The organism is Actinotignum stranguriae (genome assembly GCF_051265215.1).
Classification (GTDB): domain Bacteria; phylum Actinomycetota; class Actinomycetes; order Actinomycetales; family Actinomycetaceae; genus Actinotignum; species Actinotignum schaalii_C.
The window spans coordinates 1-23,502 of sequence record NZ_JBOZCJ010000031.1 but is presented as its reverse complement, the minus strand read 5'-3'; the positions used below and the strand labels follow the sequence as shown (position 1 = coordinate 23,502).

General features: G+C 63.1%; 14 protein-coding genes. 5 read left to right on the top strand and 9 right to left on the bottom strand.

Translation table 11 applies throughout. From position 1 onward, the window contains the following. Positions 1-169 precede the first annotated feature (169 nt). The 4 genes from glgB to ACRQEG_RS08960 form a co-directional block, all read right to left on the bottom strand. Positions 170-2,524: a 1,4-alpha-glucan branching protein GlgB gene (gene glgB / locus ACRQEG_RS08975; RefSeq protein WP_435733856.1), complete on the bottom strand. Its 2,355-nt coding sequence runs from the start codon at positions 2,522-2,524 to the stop codon at positions 170-172. A 288-nt stretch (positions 2,525-2,812) separates the two neighbouring features. Continuing rightward, positions 2,813-4,267, bottom strand: a complete 1,455-nt coding sequence (locus ACRQEG_RS08970) for a hypothetical protein (protein ID WP_320757364.1) — start codon at positions 4,265-4,267, stop codon at positions 2,813-2,815. Further along, on the bottom strand, positions 4,264-6,171 hold the full coding sequence (gene treS / locus ACRQEG_RS08965; protein ID WP_320757363.1) for a maltose alpha-D-glucosyltransferase: 1,908 nt from the start codon (positions 6,169-6,171) through the stop codon (positions 4,264-4,266). The genes ACRQEG_RS08970 and treS overlap by 4 nt, the downstream gene beginning before the upstream one ends. Before the next feature lie 4 nt (positions 6,172-6,175). Beyond that, entirely contained in the window at positions 6,176-8,203 is a 2,028-nt protein-coding gene (locus ACRQEG_RS08960; protein WP_320757362.1) for an alpha-1,4-glucan--maltose-1-phosphate maltosyltransferase, read from the bottom strand. A gap of 64 nt (positions 8,204-8,267) precedes the next feature. Between ACRQEG_RS08960 and ACRQEG_RS08955 the strand changes: the two genes are divergently transcribed. Beyond that, positions 8,268-8,702, top strand: coding sequence for a hypothetical protein (locus ACRQEG_RS08955; protein ID WP_320757361.1), 435 nt, complete (start codon positions 8,268-8,270; stop codon positions 8,700-8,702). 257 nt (positions 8,703-8,959) lie between these two features. On the opposite strand, the gene trpS is transcribed toward ACRQEG_RS08955, so the two are convergent. Next, positions 8,960-10,060: a tryptophan--tRNA ligase gene (gene trpS, locus ACRQEG_RS08950; RefSeq protein WP_274736164.1), complete on the bottom strand. Its 1,101-nt coding sequence runs from the start codon at positions 10,058-10,060 to the stop codon at positions 8,960-8,962. 186 nt (positions 10,061-10,246) lie between these two features. After that, positions 10,247-12,481 (bottom strand): glycogen debranching protein GlgX, encoded by a 2,235-nt coding sequence (gene glgX, locus ACRQEG_RS08945; RefSeq protein ID WP_320757360.1) that lies wholly within the window; start codon positions 12,479-12,481, stop codon positions 10,247-10,249. 106 nt (positions 12,482-12,587) lie between these two features. Between glgX and nudC the strand changes: the two genes are divergently transcribed. Next, entirely contained in the window at positions 12,588-13,553 is a 966-nt protein-coding gene (gene nudC, locus ACRQEG_RS08940; protein WP_435730963.1) for an NAD(+) diphosphatase, read from the top strand. Positions 13,554-13,634: 81 nt separating this feature from the next. On the opposite strand, the gene ACRQEG_RS08935 is transcribed toward nudC, so the two are convergent. Continuing rightward, the gene (locus ACRQEG_RS08935; protein ID WP_320757358.1) at positions 13,635-13,892 is read right to left on the bottom strand and encodes a mycoredoxin; all 258 of its coding nucleotides are present in this window, start codon (positions 13,890-13,892) and stop codon (positions 13,635-13,637) included. A gap of 104 nt (positions 13,893-13,996) precedes the next feature. On the opposite strand from ACRQEG_RS08935, the gene ACRQEG_RS08930 reads away from it, so the two are divergent. Next, positions 13,997-15,991 carry an ATP-dependent helicase gene (locus ACRQEG_RS08930; RefSeq protein WP_320757357.1) on the top strand — a complete coding sequence of 665 codons (1,995 nt, stop codon included), beginning with the start codon at positions 13,997-13,999 and terminating at the stop codon, positions 15,989-15,991. A 28-nt stretch (positions 15,992-16,019) separates the two neighbouring features. On the opposite strand, the gene ACRQEG_RS08925 is transcribed toward ACRQEG_RS08930, so the two are convergent. Then, a complete protein-coding gene (locus tag ACRQEG_RS08925) occupies positions 16,020-17,069 on the bottom strand; it encodes a hypothetical protein (protein ID WP_320757356.1) in 1,050 nt (349 codons plus the stop codon). A 163-nt stretch (positions 17,070-17,232) separates the two neighbouring features. Beyond that, positions 17,233-18,828, bottom strand: a complete 1,596-nt coding sequence (locus ACRQEG_RS08920; protein ID WP_320757354.1) for a zinc-dependent metalloprotease — start codon at positions 18,826-18,828, stop codon at positions 17,233-17,235. A 172-nt stretch (positions 18,829-19,000) separates the two neighbouring features. Here ACRQEG_RS08920 and ACRQEG_RS08915 point away from each other — a divergent pair, with 172 nt between their 5' ends. Both ACRQEG_RS08915 and ACRQEG_RS08910 read left to right on the top strand, forming a co-directional pair. Continuing rightward, the gene (locus ACRQEG_RS08915; RefSeq protein ID WP_320757353.1) at positions 19,001-20,137 is read left to right on the top strand and encodes a YlbL family protein; all 1,137 of its coding nucleotides are present in this window, start codon (positions 19,001-19,003) and stop codon (positions 20,135-20,137) included. Between the two features lie 138 nt (positions 20,138-20,275). After that, on the top strand, positions 20,276-23,356 hold the full coding sequence (locus tag ACRQEG_RS08910) for a UPF0182 family membrane protein (RefSeq protein WP_320757352.1): 3,081 nt from the start codon (positions 20,276-20,278) through the stop codon (positions 23,354-23,356). Positions 23,357-23,502: the final 146 nt, after the last annotated feature.

Here is a 23,502-nt window from a genome sequence, read left to right as displayed (position 1 = left end):
ACACGGTGCTCGGGGAAGATACCACGATGTCCGGGGGTCAAAACCAGCGCCTGGCCATCGCGCGGGCGCTGTGGGCCCACTATTGCGCCGCTGCCAGGCGCCGCCGCGAAGGAGCTAGTACGCGGCGCGCGGAGGCGGCTATCTTAGGCGGCTGCCGTAGCCTGCTGCTTTAGGCGGCCGCAGCTGCTGCGGATTCCTCCGTGCCCTCATCGCCCCCGCCGGCCGTGGCATCCCCGCCAGCCGTGGCATCCCCGCCAGCCGCCCCGGCCGCACCACCTTCAGCTTCAGCTTCAGTTCCTGCTGTTGCTTCAGCTTCTGCATCGAGGGCTTCGCCTGCCTCAACGCCCGCGAGTTTCTCAGCCGCGTGGTGGAGATAAACCACCCCGAGCGGGGGAAGCTGGACCGGAGCCGAGTAGGGCCGGCCGTTCCAGCCGATCTCCTCCGCGTGGACCTCCCCGAGATTACCCACCCCGGAACCGCCGTATTCCACCGCGTCGGTATTGAGCACTTCCGTCCAGGTCCCGCCGTCCGGCAAACCGATGCGGTAATCGTGGTGGGGGATACCCGCGAAATTGCAGGCCACCACAACAACATCCTTGCCATCCGCGGAGCGGCGCAGGAAGGTAATGACGTTATTATCAGCGTCCGATCCGTCAATCCACTCGAATCCGTGCGGGGTGAAATCATCACTCCACAGGGCCGGGTGATCCACGTAGATCTCGTTGAGCCTTTTGACAAGGGACAAGATGCCATCGTGTTCGGGCTGGTCGGTTAGCCACCAGTCGAGAGATGCGTCGTCGTTCCATTCGCGGATCTGCCCGAATTCCTGGCCCATGAACAGTAGCTGCTTACCCGGATGCGCCCACTGGTAAGCGAGCAATTCGCGCACGCCGGCGCGCTTTTGCCAGTCGTCCCCGGGCATCTTTTGGTAGAGCGAGCCCTTGCCGTGCACCACTTCGTCGTGGCTGAGGGGTAGCAGGTAGTTCTCCGAATAGGCGTAGACCATGGAGAAAGTGATTTCCCCGTGGTGCCAGCGCCGATTGACCGGTTCTTCCTCGAAGTAGCGGATGGTGTCATTCATCCAGCCCATATTCCACTTGAGGCCGAAGCCGAGCCCGCCGCTATCCGTCATCGCCGTGACGCCCGGCCAGGAGGTGGATTCTTCCGCGATCATCATGACGCCGGGGTTGCGCCGGTAGGCGGTGGCGGTGACTTCCTGAAGGAAGGAAATCGCCTCGAGGTTTTCCCGGCCACCGTAAATATTGGGCTGCCATTGCCCGGCTTCCCGGGAGTAGTCCAGGTAGAGCAGGGAGGCCACGGCGTCCGCGCGGATGCCGTCGAAATGGAATTCTTCCAGCCAGTACAGCGCATTGGCGACCAGGAAGTTCCGCACTTCGCGGCGCCCGAAATCGAAGACCAGGGTGCCCCAATCCGGATGCGAGCCGCGCTGCGGATTCGGATCCTCGTAAAGCGCCTGGCCGTCGAAACGGGCCAGCGCCCACTCGTCGGTGGCGAAATGCGCGGGAACCCAGTCGGTAATCACCCCGATCCCGGCCTGATGCAGCCGGTCAATGAGGTAGCGCAGATCATCGGGGGTACCGTAGCGGGAGGTGGGGGCGTAGTACCCGGTCACCTGGTAGCCCCACGAGGGCGTGAAAGGATGCTCCGCGACCGGCATGAATTCCACGTGGGTGAAGCCGCAGTACTTGACGTGCCCGATGAGCTGGTCGGCGAGCTCCCGGTAAGAAAGCCCCTTGCGCCACGAACCCAGGTGGACTTCGTAAATGGAAACCGGCCCGGACGCCGGATCGGTACGCTGGGCCATCCAAGCGTCGTCGTTCCATTCGTAAGTGGATTCGGTGACGATGGAGGCGGTGGACGGCGCGGTTTCACTGTAGCGAGCCATGGGGTCGGCCTTCTGGTGCCAGCTCAGATCCTTGTACTGGATCTCAAACTTGTAGCGCGCCCCCGCGCCGGCGCCCGGTACGAAGAGTTCCCACAGCCCTGAGCTGCCCAGGGAGCGCATCGCGTGCAGGGAACCATCCCAGCCGTTGAAATCACCGACCACCCGCACGGCGAGCGCATTGGGAGCCCATACCGAGAATGCCACGCCCGTCACGTCCCCGAGGACCGAGGGGAAATGGCGCACATGCGCGCCCAATGCGTTCCACAATTCTTCGTGGCGCCCCTCCGAAATGAGGTAAATATCGGTTTCACCCAGGGTTGGCAGGAAACGGTACGGGTCATCCCCGCGGCTTTCCACACCCCCGTAGGAGGCCACCACCCGGTAGTCGGGCACGTTGGGGGTATCGAGCACCGCGCGCCAAATCCCGTTGTATTCGTGCACGGCCGGCACCCGCCCGTCCAGCGTTTCAATAAATACCGCATCAGCGAGCCGCCGAATGGTGCGAATCGTGACGGTGCTGCCGTTGGAATGGGGCCCGAGGACATCGTGGGGTGCGTAGTACCAACCCTTGGAAACAGCCTCGAGCGTGCCTTCATCAACTTCTACGTAATCAGACATGTGTGCCTCTCTGCACGATGGAGCGTAGGCGGTCAGAGCGGGAAACCACCCGCGCGCGCCGGTGATGTGCTGTGTCCTGCCAAGCGGTATCGCGGAATTTCCGGGAAGTACCGCGCGACTATCTACATCTCCCAGGATACCTGAAAGATGCGCGATCTCGGGCCGCGGGCGCCTGCCGTGGACAGCGCGCGGGCCGGGTGCGGGGAGCTTGCGGGCGCGGGTGGTGGCGTGTCAAGGGCGACGACGCCGCAGCCCGCCGCGGCCGCGGCGGGCTGACCTGCTGATCTGCTAGTTCTCGAGCAGGCGGTGGACTCCGCCCAGGGGCAGATCGATCCAGTCCGGGCGCTGATTGACCTCGTAGACAACTTCGTAAAGTGCCTTGTCGAGAAGGAGGGCTCGCAGCAGGGGCCGGTGCTCGGAGGGAATGTCGCCGTAGCCGGCCAGGAATGCGCCTTCGGCGGCTCGGGTCCAGGCACGCATGCGAGCAGCGGGCTGTCCATCGCGTTCGCCCTGGCCACCGGCGTAATCGAAGGAGCGCAGCATGCCGGCCACATCGCGCAGGGCGAGGTCGGGGGTGACACGCTCGGAGAGTGGCCGCAGGGGCTCACCTTCAAAATCGAGGGCCACCCAGCCGCGCCCGGGGACATCCACGACCTGCCCCAGGTGATAATCTCCGTGAATGCGCTGGAGGGCCGGCCAGGGGGTGGCTGCGGCAGCGGCGAAAACTGCGGTGATGTGCGCGCTGTGGTTTTCCAGCTCCGGGACTGCCGCCAGGGCGGCGCGGGCGCGGGACTGCCAGCTGGCCAGCTGCGCTTCGCGCAGCTGCGGCGTCGCCGCGATGGTGCCGAGTCGGGTGGCGAGCGCGGTGTGGAACGCGCGGGTCAGGGCTCCCAGCTCGCGGATACGCTCAGCGAAATCGCCCAGTAGCGCGGCGGCTTGATCCGGCGCGGCGGGCGGGCAATTCGGCGCGGGCATATCCGCGGCAGCAGTCGAAGTATCCGGGCCGGGCGAATCCGCGGCGGGGAAGGAACTCGTGACCACGCGCCAGGCGTCGTGGGCACCGGTGAGGAATTCCTGCGCCACCAGCACATCGCTGCCCGCTGCGGCCGGGCCACCCACGAGCGCTGCCGAACCCCATTGCGCGGGGACTGTGCCGGTATCCGAAAGCGCGGCCTGCAATTCCACATCCGGGTTCGCCCCCGGGCTCAGCACCCGAAACAGCTTGATAATGAGGGGCACGGTGCTGGTCTGGTAAATAATCGAGCTATTGGATTGCTCGCCGCTCAGCGGTCGGGCACTGCGGTAGCTGCCCGGGAAGCCGGCCGGACGGGTGACCAGGTGGAGGGTGCTCGCGCCGGGCCGGTTACCCGCGTTGCTGGCCGCCGGGGACTTGATGCTAGGTTTGCTGCCCGGCTGGCCCGTGGCAGCCTCGAAGAGGAAATGCTGACCGGCAGGATGCGTCGTCGCATCGAAAATAACGTGGCCGCGGGCGCGGGTAACCAGGGCGGTTTTGCTAGGGAAGGGTGCGGCTGGCACCACGGTATCGGGGGCAAGGAGCAGCGGGACGTTATAAAGCACGGTCCCGGCTTCGATAATGCACCAGGTGAGGGTGAAGGACTCTGCTCCGCACGCAAAGTCGGCACGGGCGCGCAGGTAGAGCGGGTGGGGTTTGCCCCGGTACCAGCGCCGGGCGTGCATCCACGACTCAAGTTCCGGCATCTGCTCACCGATATCCCAGCTCACGCTACGCTCCCTTCGTCACGCGCTGCGCTGTCCGCAGTGGCGGGCGTTTCCGCAGGTGCCACTCCCGCAGGTGCCGCTCCCGCAGGAGCCGGCAGCGCCGCATCCACCTGCGCCGGGCGGGATAGCGCCGCGAAGTCCACCTGCTCTCCGCTTTCTTCCGCTCGTGCGCCCTCTACCGGGCCGGGCTGCGCCTGTCCGGGTGCATCCAGTTTGAGCCAGAAGAAATCACGGCTGCCCAGCGTTACGTCGTAGCTACCATCGGCGCGAACCTCCGGGAAACCGGCCCCGCCAAATACATCCGTGGCCAACCAGCCGGCGTAATCAGGCAGCTCAATGCGCCCGGCACGCGGGGTATTGGCCAGGTTCATGATGCAGAGGATGGTCTCCTCCGGGCAGGAACGGGTGAAAGCGAGGATCGCGTCATTATTCGCTTCACGCAGCACAAAATCACCCGAGCCCATGGCCGGGTGCCCGCGCCGCACCTCTAGAATCCCGTGAACCCAGTGGAGCAGCGAAGCCGGCTGTGCCAGCTGCGATTCCACGTTGACCGCCTGGTAGTTATAGGACAGCGAAGTAATAGCCGGCAGGTAGAGCTGACCCGGATCCGCGGTGGAAAAACCGGCGTTGCGATCCGGACTCCACTGCATGGGGGTGCGCACGCCGTCACGATCAGGCAACCAGATATTGTCGCCCATCCCGATTTCGTCCCCGTAGTAGAGGTAGGGCGAGCCGGGCAGGGAAAGTAGCAGTGCGTGCGCCAGCTCAATTTCCGCCCGGGAATTCCCCAGCAGTGGGGCGAGGCGGCGGCGGATCCCCACGTTGGCTCGCATGCGCGGATCATCGGCATACCAGCCGTACATGAGGGCACGTTCCTCCGTGCTCACCATTTCCAGGGTGAGTTCATCGTGATTACGCAAGAAAGTACCCCACTGGGCCCCGGCCGGAATCGCGGGCGTGCGCTCCAGAATCTCCCGGATCGCGGTGGCACGCTGGTCGCGCAAGGCGTAATAGATACGCGGCATCACGGGGAAGTGGAAGCACATGTGGCACTCGGGCGCTTCTTCCGTCCCGAAATATTCGACGACGTCTTCCGGCCACTGATTAGCTTCCGCCAGCAACAGCGTGCCGGGAAATTCCTCGTCGAGGACCCGGCGCACCTTCGCGATAAACGCGTGCGTTTCCGGAAGGTTTTCGCAATTCGTACCTTCCCGCTCATAGAGGTAGGGGATAGCGTCCAAGCGCAGCCCGTCTACCCCCAGTTCGCACCAGAAACGGAAAACGTTGAGGACCGCCTCGTGCACCTTGGGATTATCGAAATTCAAATCCGGCTGGTGGGAGAAGAAACGATGCCAGAAATACTGTTTGCGCACCGGGTCGAAAGTCCAATTCGATACCTCGGTGTCCACAAAAATAATTCGGGCATCCTCATATTTTTTATCGGTATCTGACCACACGTAGAAATCCCCGTAGGGCCCTTCCGGATTCGCGCGGGAGGATTGGAACCACGGGTGATCCGCGGAGGTGTGGTTGATAACAATATCGATAATCACGCGGATGCCGCGCCGGTGGGCCTGATCGATAAGCTCCCGAAAATCATCCATCGTGCCGTAGCGGGGATCCACGGCGGTGTAATCGGCAACATCGTACCCGCCGTCCCGCCCCGGGGAGGGGTAGAACGGCGGGATCCAGATACAGTCGATCCCCAGCCACTGGATGTAATCGAGGTGCGCGATAAGGCCGCGAATATCACCGACGCCATCAGCATCGGTATCCCCAAAAGCCTTGAGCAGAACCTCGTAAAACACCGCGTGGCGGTACCACTCCGGATCATCGCTGAGCCCGCGGTATTCGGACTGGGCGACGCGAGGCCCGGACGTGGCCGCATTGAGGGAAGGAAGGGACATGCAATCAGGCCTTTACCGAGAGGATATGCGCCGGGGTAGTGAAGGGATTGAGGCGTACGAAGGGCCGGTTATTCCACTGGAAGTGCCCGCCGCCCAGCTCATCCACCACCTCAATATGCTCGGGCGCGTCGCCCCGCGGTAGGCCGCTAGCATCGAAGGTACCGAAAGCGGACATATCCAGAGAGATCTCCGCTTCCTGGGTGGTGTGCGGGTCGAGATTGAGCACCACAATCACCCGGTCCGCGGTTCCCGAAGGAGTTTCCTCCGGGCGCGCCACCTTCGTGAAGCACAAAATATTCGGGTTCGACGTGGGATTAATGGTGATCCCGCGCAGGCGCTGGAAGGCCACGTGCTCCTTGCGGATCTCATTGAGACGGGTGAGAAGCCCTTGGATACCGTAGGGGTCGCGGCTGTAATCCCGCGGGCGGTATTCGTACTTCTCGTTATTATTCATTTCTTCAAAGCTGCCGCGCGGCTCCGATTCCACGAATTCATACCCGGAGTAAATCCCGTATGTGGGCGAGCCCGTTGCCGCCAAAATCGCGCGGATTTTCCACCCGTTCGGGCCGGAATGCTGCAGGTAGGGGGTGAGGATATCGTGCGTCGTCGGCCAGAAAGTGGGACGCAACATCGCATCCGATTCCCGGCCCACCTCCCACAGGTAGTCCTCGATTTCCTTCTTTTCATTACGCCACGCGAAGTAGCAGTAGGACTGGTGGAAGCCTACCGCGCCCAGGCCCCGCATCATCGGCGGGGCGGTGAAAGCCTCGGCCAGGAAAATAACCTCCGGGTGAGTCTGGCGGAATTCGGCCAGGAGCCGCTGCCAGAAACTCACCGGCTTGGTGTGCGGATTATCCACCCGGAACAGCGTAACCCCGTGCGAAACCCACGTTTCCAGCACGCCCTTGACCGCCTGGTAGATGCCTTCCGGATCATCATCAAAATTGAGCGGGTAAATATCCTGGTACTTCTTCGGGGGATTTTCCGCGAAAGCGATGGTACCGTCCGGGCGATGCAAGAACCACTCGGGATGTTCGTGTAGCCACGGGTGATCCGGGGAGCATTGCAGCGCAATATCGAGGGCAACTTCCATGCCCAGATCCCGGGCGGCGGCCACAAAAGCATCGAAATCCTCGAAAGTGCCCAGATCCGGGTGGATGGCGTCATGCCCGCCCGCCTCACTGCCGATAGCGTAGGGGGAGCCGGGTTCACCGGGCTGGGCGATCAGCGAATTATTCTTCCCCTTACGATCGGTCAGGCCAATCGGGCTAATCGGAGTCAGGTACACCACGTCAAAGCCCATGGAGGCGATGCGCGGCAGATCTTCGGCTGCGGTGCGCAGGGTCCCGGAATGCCAGGTGCCTTCGTCGTCGCGCCACGCTCCTACCGAGCGCGGGAACATTTCGTACCACGCGCCGTGCAGGGCCAGTTCGCGGTCCACGGCGAGGGGGAAGCGCGCCGATTCACTCACGAAATCACGCACCGGATAGCGGTGGATAATATCTTCGACGACGCTGGAGGTTACGGCCGCGAAACGTACCGAAGCCGGGATGGACTTTTTTCGAACGACGTCGATAGCATCATTAATCGCCGGCCGGTCTTGTGAGCCGCGCGGCAGCAACTTCGCCACCCTCTTGAGTAGCTGCTCGGCTTCGAGGAACACCAGGTCAATATCCTGGCCGACCGGGAGTTTCGTTTCGGCGGTATGACGCCAGGTGGCCAAGGGATCCGACCACGAACGCACGAAGAAAGCCCAATCGCCAGGCGCGGTGGGGGTGAGCCAGCCTTCGTAACGCCCCAGGCCCGGGCGTACCAAGACCATGGGAGCGCTCTGAACTTCGCGACCTTGCGGATCAACAAGGACGGCTTCGCAGCCGAAAAGATCGTGCCCTTCACGCCATACGGTGGCCTGCACGGGGAAAGCTTCGTTGACGGTTCCCTTAGCTGCCAACGAGCCGTTTTGCACGCACGGGGTTACATCCATAATCGGGATGCGGGCGATATTGGCGCGTGGAGCGGGGGCGGGGGCCATGGGAGCCTGCGGGAACGCCGGCGGGTAGCCTTCCGGGTTCGGGCGGCCGTGGGTGGTGGGGGAGGTGGCGACTTTCGCGGTGGCTTCCGCAGGTTTCGCCGCGGTTTTTGTGGTTTTAGCCGTTTTAGCCGTGCTGGTGCTTCGCGTGGATTTCGCGGTGCTGGCCTGGGCGGGGGCTTTTGCCGTTGTGGTGCCCTTTGACGCGCCGGTGGTTTTCGCGGTGCTGCTGCTCTTCGTCGAGCGCCGGGTGGTCGCAGGTTTCTTCGACGCTGCTGCCTTTGTGCCTGCCGGTTTCTTCGTGGCGGCTGGCTTCGCGGCCGCGGGCGTAGTTGCGGGCGTGGCTGCCAGCTTCTTTTCGGGCGTGGGGGCCGAATTCTTCGCGGGCGTCGTCGGTTCAATGGACATGGCTTATCTCCTCGTATCCTCGGGCGACATATGGCGGGCGTGCGCGCAAACGGCAGCGATCCCACGGCTCAAGCGGCGGCGCGCGAGCCGATGATGCGTCTGTGTAAGGATGCTCACAAGCCCAATCCTATTAGGTTTCCGGGCTTCTGGCACACCGGCCCGCGGGGGTGGACGCGTGGCAGGCTGGCTGCGTCGTCGTATATACGAGTCTAGGCACGGCGCACGGGAGGGACTATGTGTTTTCCAAGCTGTACTGCACTTGTTGTACATGCGAAGTACATCTCGGAAAAAGTACCCGGCCTCCCGCGCCCTTTATGAAGTGGCAACACCGGAACCGCGCCCGCCGCGCGGCTAATACACCATCTGGAGTGCCTCACGCACCTCCGCGAGCGTCTTATTGGCGCGCTCATTGGCGATGTCAATGCCCCGGCGCACAATCCCATCTACGTAGCCGGGATCCTTGACGAGCTCGGCGCGCTTAGCCCGGATAGGGGCAAACATCTCATTAATTGATTCGGTGACGATCTTCTTCAGAGTTCCGGCCCCGCCGTCGCCAATTTCATCCGCGATCTCTGCGGCGGGCCGCCCCTGCGCCAGCGAAGCCAGCAGCAGCAGATTCGCCACTTCGGGGCGGTTTTCCGGATCGTAGGTAATATGCCGATCCGAATCCGTGACCGCTTTTTTGATGCGCTTGGCGGTTTCATCCGCGCTCATACCGATTTCGATGGTGTTACCGCGCGATTTGCTCATCTTGGCGCCATCCAGCCCCAAAATAGAGGTGCCTTCGGAAAGCAGGGCTTGCGGGCGCGGGAACACCGGGGTTTCACGCCCGGCCGGGCGGCCGTAGCGAGCCTCAAAACGATCAGCGATCACGCGGGCCTGTTCGAGGTGGGGGAGCTGATCCTTACCCACCGGTACCAGATTGGCTTTGCAGAAAAGAATATCCGCGGCCTGGTGCACCGGGTAGGTGAGCAGTAGCCCGGACAGGGGCCGCCCGCCGGTTGCCTCGTGTTCCGCCTTGACGGTGGGATTGCGACGCAGTTCGGCGTCGGTCACCAAAGACAGGAAGGGGAGCATGAGTTCGTTGAGGCCGGGAATAGCTGAATGCGGGAAAATAACCGCGGCATCCGGGTCGATACCCACCGCGAGGTAATCAGTGGCCAGGGAACGCACCCGCTCCCGGATAGGGCCGGTACCATCGCGATCTGTAATGACCTGAAAATCGGCGATCACAAGCCAGGTTTCCACACCCTTACGCTGTAATTCCACCCGGTTGCGCAGCGAACCGAAATAGTGCCCCAGGTGGAGATTCCCGGTGGGACGATCCCCGGTGAGAACCCGGAATTCCTCCGGAGAAGTAGAGATCTTCTCCTTGATTTTCTCACTCAGGCGCTGCGCATGCGCCAGGGACGCGGCGGACGTGGACCGTTCGAGGGATTCCTCGACACTCATACCTTGCTCCTTCAGTCATACACCCAGACCATGCCCCGTATTTCCCGGAAGCATGCTCTGCTTGTCTATTGTAGGCGCCGCCGCGACAGCTTTTCTTGCGGTTTCCGTTTCGCGGCCACCCGGCCGCGGCCGCGCGCGGTTACGAGGGATGCGGGCGTGTGGGTAGCACGACGGCGCAGCTGCCCGCTACCGCTCCGGATTGGCGAAGTAAAGCTGCATCGTCAGCGGCTCCACCCGGGTGGAGGCCCCGGGCTGGTAGATACGCTCCGAGGAACGCGGGGTGGGCCAGGAAGAATCCCAGGCCAGCGCGAAGGGATTACCACGCCCCTGCGGGAAGCGGATAGGAACGTGATGATTTGAGCCGTTAATGACCACGAGCGCATCGGCGTCGCGCTCAGAACCGGAACGCAGCATTTGCAGCAAGCGATTCGAAGGATCGAACCACCGGTGCTCGGGCATCGGTTCACCGGTATCCGCAAACCACTGTAAATCGGGGATGTGATCGCGCCCGGAGGGCGATTCGGTGTAGAACATGCTCGGGCGCAAGACGCGGTGCTCGGAACGCAAACGGAAAAGATACGCCACGGTTGCCTGTAGCTCGCGCTGCCATTCTTCGTGATCCCAATCTAGCCAGGACACGTGATTGTCCTGGCAGTAGGCGTTGTTATTCCCGAATTTCGTATCGGCAAATTCGTCGCCGCCGTAGAGCATAGGCACCCCGGCGCTGAAAACTAGCGTGCCGATGAGGTTGCGCATGGTCCGCGTACGCGCGCTGAGCACGTTTTCGGGAAGCGGGGCGGTGTCGCTGCCTTCGCCTTCCACCCCGTGATTCCACGAGCGGTTGTTATCGGTGCCGTCCCGCCCGTTTTCTCCGTTGGCTTCATTGTGTTTGGAATCGTAGGAGACCAGGTCGTAGAGGCTAAAACCGTCGTGCGCGGTAATGAAATTGACGGAGGCGAGCGGACCGCGCCCGGAAGGGGAGCGCCCGTGCCCGAACAGGTCGGCGCTGCCGGCCAGGCGCGTTGCCAGATCGCGCAGGTCCCCGCCCAGACCGCCTCCGGCAACTGCCCGCTGATCAGCCACCCAGAACTGCCGGATGGAATCGCGATAGCGGTCATTCCAATCCGCGGTGGGCGGTAAGAAATTGCCGGTTTGCCAGCCGTTCGGCCCCAGATCCCAGGGCTCGTTAATGAGCTTGACGTTGGAGAGAATAGGATCGGTGGCCATGGCCAGGTAGAGGGGATGGTTGGTATCGAAATGATCGCCCCGGCGTGCCAGGGTGGCAGCCAGGTCGAAACGGAATCCATCCACGCCAATATCGCTGACCCAATAGCGCAGCGAATCGAGGGTGAGCTGCAGCACGGGCGTGCGCCGGAAATCCAGAGAATTCCCGGTGCCCGTGGTGTCATAAAACTGACCGGGCTGGTTAGGCACCTGCATGTAATAGGTAGTTTGTCCAAAACCGCGTAGTGAGACGGTTGGCCCGTTTACCCCACCTTCGCAGGTGTGGTTATAGACGACGTCAAGGATGACTTCCAGGCCGGCATCGTGGAGACGCGCCACCATATCGCGCACTTCCTGCAGTACCGCCAAGGGGCCGGCGGCCCGCGCCGTGGCGGTGGCTAGGCTCGGCTCGGGAGCGAAATAAGAGAGGGTGGAATAGCCCCAATAGTTAGTGAGATCACGTTCGGTAAGGAACGGTTCGGACATTTTCGCGTGGATGGGCAGCAGCTCAACGGCCGTCACGCCCAGGGAACGCAAGTAATTCGTGACGATCGGGTGAGCCAGACCGGCGTAGGTACCTCGTAATTCTTCGGGGAGCGCCGCCAGCTGCTGGGTGAGTCCGCGCACGTGCGTTTCGTAGATAACCGTATGGGACCAGGGCGTGTACGGGTGGCGGATATGCGTTTCCGTGGGTGCGGTGACGACGCCGCGGCACATGGCGTCCAGGGAATCGGTATCGTCACGCTGCGGCGGAAGCGGGACGGGATCCAGAGCATCATTAACTTTGTGACCGTACAATTCGGGTCCCAGGCGCGGGGTGCCGGTAATGGCCCGCGCGTAGGGATCAAGAAGGAATTGCGCGGGGTTGAAACGCATCCCGGTATCGGGATTCCACGGGCCGTGGACCCGGTAGCCGTATTCCTGACCGGCGCGCACCCCGGATACATGCCCCACCCAGGTGGTGAAACTCGCGTCCCGATGCAGGGAATAGCGACGCTCGGTCATACCCGAGGCACTGCGGTCAATAAGGCACAGGTCAACCGCGGTCGCGTGCGGAGCCAGGACGGCAAAATCCGCCCCGGTATCGGTGAGGTGCGCCCCCAAACGCACGGGCCGCAACCGGACGGGCAGGGCGCGCTCGGAGGCGCGTGCCACGTACCGAGAAGCGGTCGGGGAAGAAGCCGGTAATGAAGTCACCTTCGTATTGTCGCAAAATATCGGCGTTCGGCAAGAATCCAGAAGAGTGATATTAGAATTTTGGTGGAAGGGTGACCGGCACGGGTCCGGTTCCGGAAGGGGCACGATGGTGGGGTACGACGGCGATTTAATCCTGGCGCGCGGGAATTTGGACCGGGATGAACTTTCCCGCAACGATCCGCAACGCCTGGCGGAATTGGCGGAAAATGCGGGCTATCTGCTTATTTCGGGGTGGGGTGCCGTTCTGGATCATGACGATGCGCCCCTGCTCCTGAGCCGCGCGGAACTCCCGCGCACCACCGTGGATTCCCCGACTGTTTACCTCGGGAAAGTTGCGGGGCGCCCCTATTTTGCGTGCGATCTCACCGCTGTTATCGGGGGCGGACCCACCCGTGATAACCCGGAAGTGGATGCTCCGGGCTACCGGATCGGCTCGCTGCAGAATTACGCACCGTCCTGGAGCGCGGATATGTCCGCTTTGGTCACCGCGGCGGTGGCGATCCTCAATACCTGGCGGGCCACCCGCTGGTGTGCGGTGTGCGGCCAGCGCATCACCGTGGATACCAGCGGGTGGAGCGGGCACTGCCCGGAAGGCCACGTGGTATTTCCGCGCACTGACCCGGCCGTCATTATGGCGGTGCTTGATTCTCAGGATCGCATCCTGCTGGCGCATAATGCGCGCTGGCCGGCCGGGCGCCATTCCGTGCTCGCCGGTTTTGCCGAAGCGGGGGAGTCCCTGGAAGCGGCGGTGCGCCGCGAGGTGCGCGAAGAAGTGGGAGTTCCGCTGGGTGAAATTCGCTATTTCGCCAGCCAGCCCTGGCCCTTCCCGCGTTCCCTCATGATCGCCTACGTGGCGTGGGTGGATCCGCAGGCCGAAGCCCGGGCGGGCGGGGCGGATGCCCTGGTGCGCGTGGACGGGGAAGAAATCGACCACGCGGCCTTTTACAGCATCTCCCAATTAGATGAGGCCCTGCGCGAGGGGAGCCTCACCCTGCCCGGACCTTCTTCGGTTGCCGCGGCTCTTATCACCGATTGGTACGGCCCCGGCATTCGCCCCCATCTGGGTTGGTAGCACGTGGGGCGCACTGGCTCCGGCGCTATTCCGGGGCGGCGCTGCTGCGGGGCGGCGCCGGAGCTGGCTCGAGTGTGAGTCTTAGCTCCCGGAAGAGGCGAGTTTGGCGAGTTTTGCCTGCACTTCTTTCAGGCTCGGATTTGTCAGGGTGGCGCCGTCGGCGAATTCAAGGGTAGGCACCACTTTATTGCCGCCGTTGAGGGAGGCAACCTTAGCGGCCGCGGCCTCATCTTCCTCAATATTCACCGCGTTCCAGGTGATACCGGCCCGCTTGAGCTGGGCAGAAAGGTTACGGCAGTAGCCGCACCAGGGCGTTGTATACATTGTGAAATCAGCCATAGAGCGATCTTAAGGGTGGGGAGGCTCGGCGCGCCACGGGTTTCGATAAGGGGAAAATTTCTGTCGGGAGCGTGTGGCATCCTGAGAGGGCAAGGAGGAACACGATGGATTCACCCGAGGAATTGCTGGAATTTCTGGATCCGGATCAGCGCGCGGTCGCTACCGCATTACGCGGTCCGGTGTGTGTGCGTGCCGGTGCGGGAACCGGAAAAACCAGGGCTATTACCTACCGGATCGCCTACGGGGTGCGCAGCGGGGCCTACGTGCCACAGAACGTGCTGGCGGTTACTTTCACCTCCCGCGCGGCCGGGGAATTGCGTTCGCGTTTGCGGGATCTCGGGGTGGGAGGGGTGCCGGCTCAAACATTCCACGCCGCGGCCTTGCGCCAACTCTCCTACTTCTGGGGAACCGCGGTGGGAGGAACCATCCCGCGGATCACCGAATCGAAATTCGGGCTGGTCTCCCAGGCTGCCGGTCAGATTGGCCTGCCTACCGATAAAGTGAGTATCCGCGATCTCACCGCGGAAATTGAATGGGCCAAAGTATCCATGATTAGCCCGGATAACTACCCGGAAGCCGCCCTGGCCGCCGGGCGCGGGGAAGTCGCCGGCCAGCTCAGTACCGATATTGCACGGCTGGCGAAAACCTATGAAGAAGTCAAAACCGAACGTCGCGTCCTCGATTTTGATGATGTTCTCCTCCTCCTCGTCGGGATCCTGCTGGATCGGGCGGATATCGCCCGCCAGATACGTGAGCAATACCGCCACTTCGTGGTTGATGAATACCAGGATGTGTCCCCCCTCCAGCATCGCCTGTTGCAGCTGTGGCTGGGGGACCGGAAAGATGTGTGCGTCGTCGGGGATGTTTCCCAGACCATTTACTCCTTCGCGGGCGCGTCCTCCTCTTACCTCGCCCGCTTCCAGCAGGAATACCCACGTGCTCGCGTCATTGAACTCACTCGGGATTACCGCTCCACCCCGCAAATCGTGGCGGCTGCGAATACCGTTATTGCCGATGATGTTTCAGAAGGCGCGGTGCGGCTGGTCTCGCAGCGCCGCTCCGGGCGCCCGGTTACGTTCCAGGAGTACGAATCGGATGGGGCGGAAGCCGCCGGAGTCGTGCGCGCTATCCAAGCGCTCGCCGCGGAAGGCACCGCGCTCTCGGAAATAGCCATTCTGTATCGCACCAATGCCCAATCGGCAGAATTTGAGGCAGCGCTATCCAAAGCGGGGGTGTCCTACCAGGTGCGCGGGGCGGAAAAGTTTTTCTCGCGCCGTGATGTACGCGAAGCTATGGTGGCCATGCGCGCTGCGGCGCGCTCCGGGGTACATGGCCCGCTGGCGGATAATGTGCGCACCGTGCTGCGCCAGATGGGATGGCGGGATGAAGCACCGTCCACTGCCGGCTCGGCCCGGGAAAAATGGGAAGCCCTCCACGCTCTCATCACCCTCGCGGAGGATATGGAGGATAGCCGGGATGCCTCTATGGTTGATTTCGTGGTGGAACTGGAAGAACGCGCCGCAACCCAGAACGTTCCCGAATTGGAAGGCGTCACCCTTTCCTCCCTGCACGCCGCCAAGGGCCTGGAATGGGAAGCGGTTTTCTTGGTAGGGATGAGCGAAGGGCTCATGCCCATTTCCCTCGCGAAGAAACCGGCAGCCATTGAAGAAGAACGCCGTCTCCTCTACGTGGGAATCACACGGGCCCAAGAATTTTTGCAGCTTTCCTATGCCGCCTCCTCCGGGCATCGTTCCGGCCGGAAAGTCTCCCGCTTCCTTACCGGGCTGTGGCCGCAACCAGAAGGGGAAGAAACCTCGCGGGCCACCCGCTACCGGCGTCGCTCGCGGGCCGCGGCGGAAGAATTCGCCGCTGACTATCCCGAAGATGTGGCGCTCTTTGAGCAACTCGTAGCCTGGCGGGCTCAACGTGCCCAAACTACCGGCAAACCCGCCTACACAATTTTCCATGACACCACGTTGCGGGCCCTCGCGATAGCAAAACCCCGCAGCATCCACGCCCTCGCCCAGATCAAGGGGGTGGGCGCCACGAAACTTGCTATCTACGGGGAGGAGATCCTCGCCCTGCTGGCCGAACACTGAGTGCGGGCACGCATGGCGGGTAGTGCCCCTAGGCTGCCGCGGGGCCCGTTTCGCAAGAACAACGCTCATGCGAGGAAAGCACAACCCGATAGGGGAAACTGGGCAGTGGTGGCACCACCCACTGCGTTCCCCGAGCGTGTTCCGCCTGCCCACCCAGGGCCAGAAGAGCACCGTGCACCGCGAGAGCTGCCGCGAGGGCAACCCCGGGAGTGAACGGAGCGCTCCCGCGGGTACTAAATACCTGCGGAGCCAGATAACGCCAGGCCGGATCCGCATCCATCGCCGCGAAAAGCAAACACCGGGCACACGGCCCACTCCCCGGAACCACCACCGGGCCCACCCGAATATCAATATCCTCGATATAGGCCAGCAGATAAGGTATACGCTCCATTTCCCACGGGGAACACCGCAGCGGATCCGGTAGCTGCAAAGAAGTCACCAGCGCGAGATCTGGCCTACCGCATCCCGGGGCCGCCGCGACCGGTCTGGACTCCGCGCGATTTGCGTGCCCGGCGGCTGCCCCGCGATTTGCGTGCCCGGCGGCCCGTTCCATTCCCAGCGGCGTGACCTGACAGGCCCCCGCATCAACCTTGATGACCGTAGTTCCCCAGCCACGCTCGCGAAAATAACTCTGAAGAGCCTGGTGCCGCGTGAACGTACGCCAACTCGGCCGCCGGAAAATCGGGTGGTCAGTGCCGTGTGGTCTGCTGGTATCCGAGGTGAGAATATAGCCCAGGCCACCGGCAGCAAGAACCGTACAGATCTCCACCGCCAGGGCATCCAAACGCTCAACGAAAACTGTGCGCCAGGTCAGATCCGGGAAACAGGGCGGGGAAGTGTCAAGCAAGCCGGAATTGCGAAGCGTGCCCAGAAGCGAGCGCGCCCGCTTTTCGCCCACCGCGCGCCGCTCGCACGCATCTAAGAATTCACTTTCCGTACCGACGGATGCTAAGGACGAAACCGCCTGCTGTTCCGCCACAGAAAGCCCCGCCAGCCGCAGCGCCACGCGCGGATCAAGACCGATCTGCACCTCATGCGTATCCGACCAGTACACCCCCAGCGGCGAGCGAATCATCATGAGACCACCTTGATAAGAACCATGGCCTCAGCATAAAAAGCACGCCGCACAAGCGCGAAAGCCCATCCACAGGCACGGGTAATATCCCCAAAGCTGCCCTGGTTATCCACAGCAGGCTCGCTCACCAGGGTGGTGACAGCCACCTCGGGTGACCCGCAAAGAGCTAGCGGTAGTCCCGCGGCTCCTCAGGCCCGGACGTATCGGTATCTTCAGATCCCGCGGTGGGATCGGAAGTGCTCGAGTCCCCGGTGGCCGGGGGTGGCGTCGTCGTACCGAAACCCGGTTCGTGCGGCGCGTTCCCGAAAGGTGTGCCCCCATCACTACTGCTCAACAGTTCCTCGAGGAAAGCGTCCAGCTCCTCATCCAGCGCGGAAGGCTGCGCCTCCGGGGAGAAGAAACCGTCCGGGTTATCCAGGTGCTCGGGTAGCGGCAGCAAATCGGGATGCTTCCAGAGTGCGTCGCGCCCCTCCATTCCGCGCTCGCGGGCAGCGCGCGCCCAGAAAGCTGCCGCCTCGCGCAAACGCCGCGGCGCGATATCGAAACCAACAAGTGGACCAAAAACCCGGTTTGACGGTGCCTCGGTCACCTCGCGGCGCGTGAGAGCCTCCGACAGTTTCATGCTGTGGGGCAGCTGGGCCGCCACCGCGGTGCTCGTAACGGCACTGACCCAGCCGGCCACCAGCGAAACAATATGCTCCAGGCGCTCGAGCGTGGCTTGCTGGGCGGGCGTACGGGTAAAAGCGAAAACTTCATTCATATCCAGCTGGGGCATGTGCCCGGACATGAGCTGTTCGGGATCAAGCTGGAGTTCGCGGACCTTCTCCTCGATGGCATCGGTATCGATGGCGATATCGGCGGCGTACGCTGCAACAGCATCCAGAATTGTGCTGCGCAACCACGGGACCTGGGAGAAGAGCCGGGCCGCGGCCTGTTCGCGCACCGCCACGTAGAGCTCCACTTCGCGCGCGTCCACATCCAAGCCCGCGGCGAACTCGGAGATATTAGCCGGCACCAGCGCGGCCGTTTCGCCCTCCACCAGCGGGAAACCGGCGTCCGCGGTGCCGAAGGAAATCTGGGCCAGCTCCGCGAGCCCCTGGCCGTATTGCATTCCCAGTAACGACGCCGTCATTCCGGAGAGCATCCCCTCGAGCCCGCCGGGAATCCCCCCGAGCATTCCGCCCGAAAGCATCTGGCGCATCTCCTCCGGGGCACGTTCCAGCTGGGAACTAAGAGCCTCGCCGAAAGCCCGCGCGAGGTTCGCACCGACCGGAGCGGTGAGTTTCCGGAAGGTCGGAAGGGAATGAGCAATCCAGTCCAGGCGCGACCACACCTGGTTGGGGCCGCGCGGCGGATCGAAAACCGTGACCGGGTCCAGCCACAAACTCGCCACGTCCATCGCGGAGCGGGCCTGATCACCCGCGGCGGCAGTGGGAAGGCCCGGGCCGGATTTATTCACGGTATCCCGGGCGACCTGCTCTCCGATTTTCCAATTGACCGGCCCCTCACCCGAGGAACCGAGCATGGCGCGAATCTGATTCATCACCAGGCCGATATCAGCTGGCATGCCCGCGCCGGTCCCACCACCCATCCCGGGAAGTCCGGGGAATGCTCCGCCGCTCGTGCCGGTGCCAGTGCTGCTCCCGGACGTTACATCGCCGCCGGGGGCGAGGGAACGCAGGATTTCCTCGGCAGCCTCATCGCCAAGGACCGCCCGCAGCATCTTTTCCCATTCGTCACGCGGCTGTGAATTCTCAGTCATTCTTCTCCTCGAGGTCCACCACTAAGCCTAAAACACCGCGGGCCCGCGCGGGTAGGCGCCTCCGCCCCTGGCACAGGAGCCGGGCCGTTGCACTACCGAGGCCGTGTGTGAGCGGCGGACCACGTGAGCAACGGTAGGACTGCGCTGCCCGATCAGGCATGATGGAGAGGTGATGAAAAAACGTGGTCAGGTAGGTAGTCCCCGTTCCGCGCGCCGCGGTGCCCATCCCGCGCGCCGCAGCGGTTTTGTGTTTGCGAGTCTGGCGGTCCTTACCCTCCTGCTGCCGGGTGCCTACACGGTGGAAATGGCCGGTCCGGCTCTTGATGTGACCGGGGAGGTAGCCGGTACCCGACTGGTCAGCGTGGAGGGTGTGCCTACCTATCCCACCGATACCCAGCTGTATATGACCACGGTGTCCGCGGCGGGGAACCCCGAGGCGGGAACCCTGGGCGCCCACGCCCTGTGGGCGCTGGTCGATCAGGAATCCCAGCTACTGCCGGTGCGCCTGCTCTACCCGCCCACGCTTTCCAGCGCGGAAGACGATGCCCGCAATGCCGAACTTATGAATAATTCCCAAACCGTCGCGGCCGGAGTTGCTTTGGAAAAGGCCGGCCACCACGTCACCATGAAGCTGCGGGTGGTGGACATTCCGGAAGGCTCCCCGGCGGCCGGTCAGCTTGAAGCAGACGATATTATTACCGGCATTGCTGCCCCGGGCACCGCACCCACCACCGTCTCCACTTTCGGGGAACTTTCGAAAGTCCTGCACGCTACCGAACCGGGGAGCACCGTCACGGTTTCCTACCAGCGCGGCAGCGAAGCCGGCACCACAACAATTATTACCGCGCCCTTCCCGCCGGATGAAACCGGCTGGATCCACCCCGGCTCCCTGCTGGGAGTGTCCCTCGCTGTTGAGGACGTGCAGCTCCCGGCCACCGTCACCTACGCGGTGGAAGGCATCGGCGGGCCCTCGGCCGGCCTCATATTCGCGCTGGGCATGTACGACGAACTCACCCCCGGCTCCCTGGGCGGCAGTGCCGTTATTGCCGGCACCGGCACCCTCGCTTTCAACGGGGAGGTGGGGCCCATCGGCGGAATCCAGCACAAGATCGTGGGGGCGCGCGAGCGGGGCGCCACCGATTTCCTCGCCCCGGCCGCGAATTGCGGGGAAACAATCGGGTACGAACCGGAAGGCTTACGTATCTGGGCGGTCCGGAATTTTGACGACGCCGCAGCTGCCGTCCGGGACATCGGCGCGGGGCGTACCCCGAAACTCCCCACCTGCCAGGATATGGCTGCGGGCCGGTAGGTGCGTGTTCGCGGGCGGCGTCGTCGTACCAAAAAACCGTTGACGCACGCGCGATTCTCAGCTTTTTCCGCTATGTTTGATAGGGAATAGTGATGGCCGGGCGCACCCCTGCGCCGCGGAAGAAGTTGAGGATTTCGTTTGAGTACAACCGCACATCCCCGTTTGAGGCGGGAGACGCCGGGAGCTTTTTGGTGGACACTGGGTGTTCTCGCCATTCTGCTCGTGGCGCTCGTCGTCGGATCGGGCGTTTACACCGACGTTAAATGGTACGAACAAATCGGCGCGGCTCGCGTGTTCTGGACCCAATGGGGCTGGACCATCGCGCTGGGCACCATCGGCACCCTCCTGGTTGCCATCGTGCTGTGGCTGAATTTCCGCCTCGCGCGCACAAAAGATGAGGGCATCCAGGCCCCCAGCGTCGCGGGCTACCGCAAGGCGGCGGAAAAGTACCGCTGGGCCACCAACCTGGGCCTGCCGCTGCTCGCCGGCCTGATTTTCGGCGCGCCGCTGGCGGGTGAATGGCGCACTTACCTCATGTGGATTTTCCGCACACCTTTCGGGGATACGGATCCGCAGTTCGGGCGCGATGTGGCCTTCTACGTCTTCACGCTCCCGGTGTTGCAATCAGCGTTGAGCTTCGCGATTACCCTGCTGGTGATCGGGGCGATTGGTGCGGTGCTGGGCCATTACCTCTACGGCGGGGTCACGTTGGATTCGGGCAAGGTGCGGGTACGCAACCGGGCTCGGGTGCATTTCTCCGTGCTGGGGCTGCTGGCCTTTATCCTGGTGGCTGCCTACTTCTGGTTGAGTCGCTACACCCTGCTGCTGTCCAATAATGATCGTTTCTCCGGGGCGTCCTATACGGATATTAACGCTAAGCTTCCCGGGCTCACGATCCTCGCGATCACCTTCCTGGCCATCGCGGTGCTTTTCGTGATTTCGGCGCTGCGCGGTTCCTGGCGGATTATTACCGCCGGGCTGGTGGTGGCCCTGGTCACCGGGGCCACGGTGGGCTGGGCCTGGCCGGCACTGGTGGAGCGCTTCCGGGTCACCCCGAATGCTATCGAGATGGAAACACCGTATATTGACCGCAATATTTCGGCCACCCTCAAGGCATACGGCCTGGATAACGTGGAGACCATTCCCTATAACGCCCGCACCGATGCGGAAGCCGGGCAGCTGCGCAATGACGCGGAATCCACCGCGCAAATCCGCCTCCTCGACCCGAATATTGTGTCCCCCACCTTCAACCAGATGCAGCAGAACCGCCAGTACTACGGTTTCGCCTCCCAGCTGGCGGTGGATCGCTACAACCTCAATAAGACGGACCGGGATACCGTGATCGCGGTGCGAGAACTCAACCTGGACGGCCTGGGGCCGGATCAGCGCAACTGGGTGAATGACCATACGGTCTACACCCACGGCTACGGCGTGGTGGCTGCCTACGGCAATACCACTTCCGCCTCCGGCGCCCCGCAATTCCTCCAGTACGGCATCCCTTCCCAAGGTGAGCTGGGTGAATACGAGCCGCGCGTCTACTTCGGGCAGAACAGCCCCGAATACTCCATTGTTGGCGCCCCGGAAGGAACCGCGCCCTGGGAAATTGACTATCCCTCCGATGCTGCGGAAGGCTCGCAGGTTCTCAATACCTATACCGGCGACGGCGGCCCCTCGGTCGGGAACTTCTTTGACAAACTCATGTTTGCCATCAAATTCCGCTCCACCGATATTTTCTTCTCCGATCGTGTGACTTCCGAATCGCAGATTCTTTTCAACCGCGACCCGCACGAGCGGGTGCGCAAGGTGGCCCCCTACCTCACGCTTGATTCCAAGGCTTACCCGGCCGTGGTGGATATGGATGGGGATCCGGTTACTCCTAAGCGCCTCGTGTGGATTATCGACGGGTACACCACCTCGAATAACTACCCCTATTCGGCGCGGGAATCCCTGGCGGCGGCCACCACGGACGCCCTCAACTCGCGCGGCATGTACGGGGCGGCCTCCGGCCAAGACGTCAATTACATCCGTAACTCTGTCAAGACGGTTGTGGATGCCTATGACGGTTCGGTTTCCCTCTACAAGTGGGATGAGAAAGACCCGATCCTGCGGGCCTGGGAGTCGATCTTCCCGGGCATGGTGCAGCCGATGGACAAGATGTCCGGTGATCTCATGGCGCATGTGCGCTACCCGGAGGATCTGTTCAAGACCCAGCGCTCGCTGCTGACGCGCTACCACGTCAAGGATCCTGCCTCCTTCTACTCCGGTGGTGACTTCTGGAATGTTCCGAACGAACCGGCGGTGGATACCGCTGGGGCTAGCGGGATCGCCGCGGCGCAAACCGATAGCAAGCAGCCGCCCTACTACCTGACGTTGCAGATGCCGGGCCAGGATTCTGCGGAATTCTCCCTATCCACGGGCTATATCCCGGGCGGGCAGACGGACCGCAATATTATGACAGGTTTCTTCGCGGTGGATTCCAACGCGGGATCCACGCCGGGGGAGAAACGCGAGGGCTACGGCAAGTTGCGGCTCCTCGAGCTGCCACGTGACCTCACGGTACCCGGCCCGGGCCAGGCGCAGAACAACTTCCTTTCCGACCAGAATGTTTCCCGCGCGCTCAACCTGCTGCGTTCGGGCGGTACCACGGTGCGGATGGGTAACCTGCTCACGCTCCCGGTGGGCGGGGGCATGCTCTACGTGCAGCCGGTTTATGTGCAGGCTTCGCAGGGCACCACCTACCCACTCATGCAGTACGTGCTCACTGCTTTCGGTGATGGGAATATCGGATTCGCGCCCACCCTGGAAGAGGCTCTCAACCAGACTTTCGGGGGTGATTCGGGTGCCCAGGCCGGGGACGCCGGATTGCAGAACGTCAAGGAAGATATTTCCGCCGGTGATGGCAAGGCGCCCGCGGCGGGCACGCCTGGTACTACCCCGGGCGCCGCGCCTACTCCCGGTACGACGACGCCCACCCAACCCGCGCCCCAGCAGCCCAGCGCTGCACCGGGTGCCGCGGCTCCCGCTCCGGCTCCGGCCGCGGGTGGCACCCCGCAGGAGCGTTTGGATGCCGCGCTGCAGAGCATGAAGCAGGCGGTGGGTCAGGCAGATAGCGCGATGAAGAGCGGGGATTGGGCGGCCTACGGGCAGGCCCAGAAGAACCTGCAGACCGCGCTGGATCAGGCCATCGCAGCTCAGAAGGAGCTGGAAGGAGCTAAGTAAGTCCGCTTAGGGCATCCCGGTAGCTGGGCAGGGCCTGACCCTGCGGCGGGACTGATCCTGCGGCGGGACTGATCCTGCGGCGGGACTGATCCTGCGGCGGGACTGATCCCGGCCATGCTCCTCTCACGTGGCGGCCACCCGAGAAC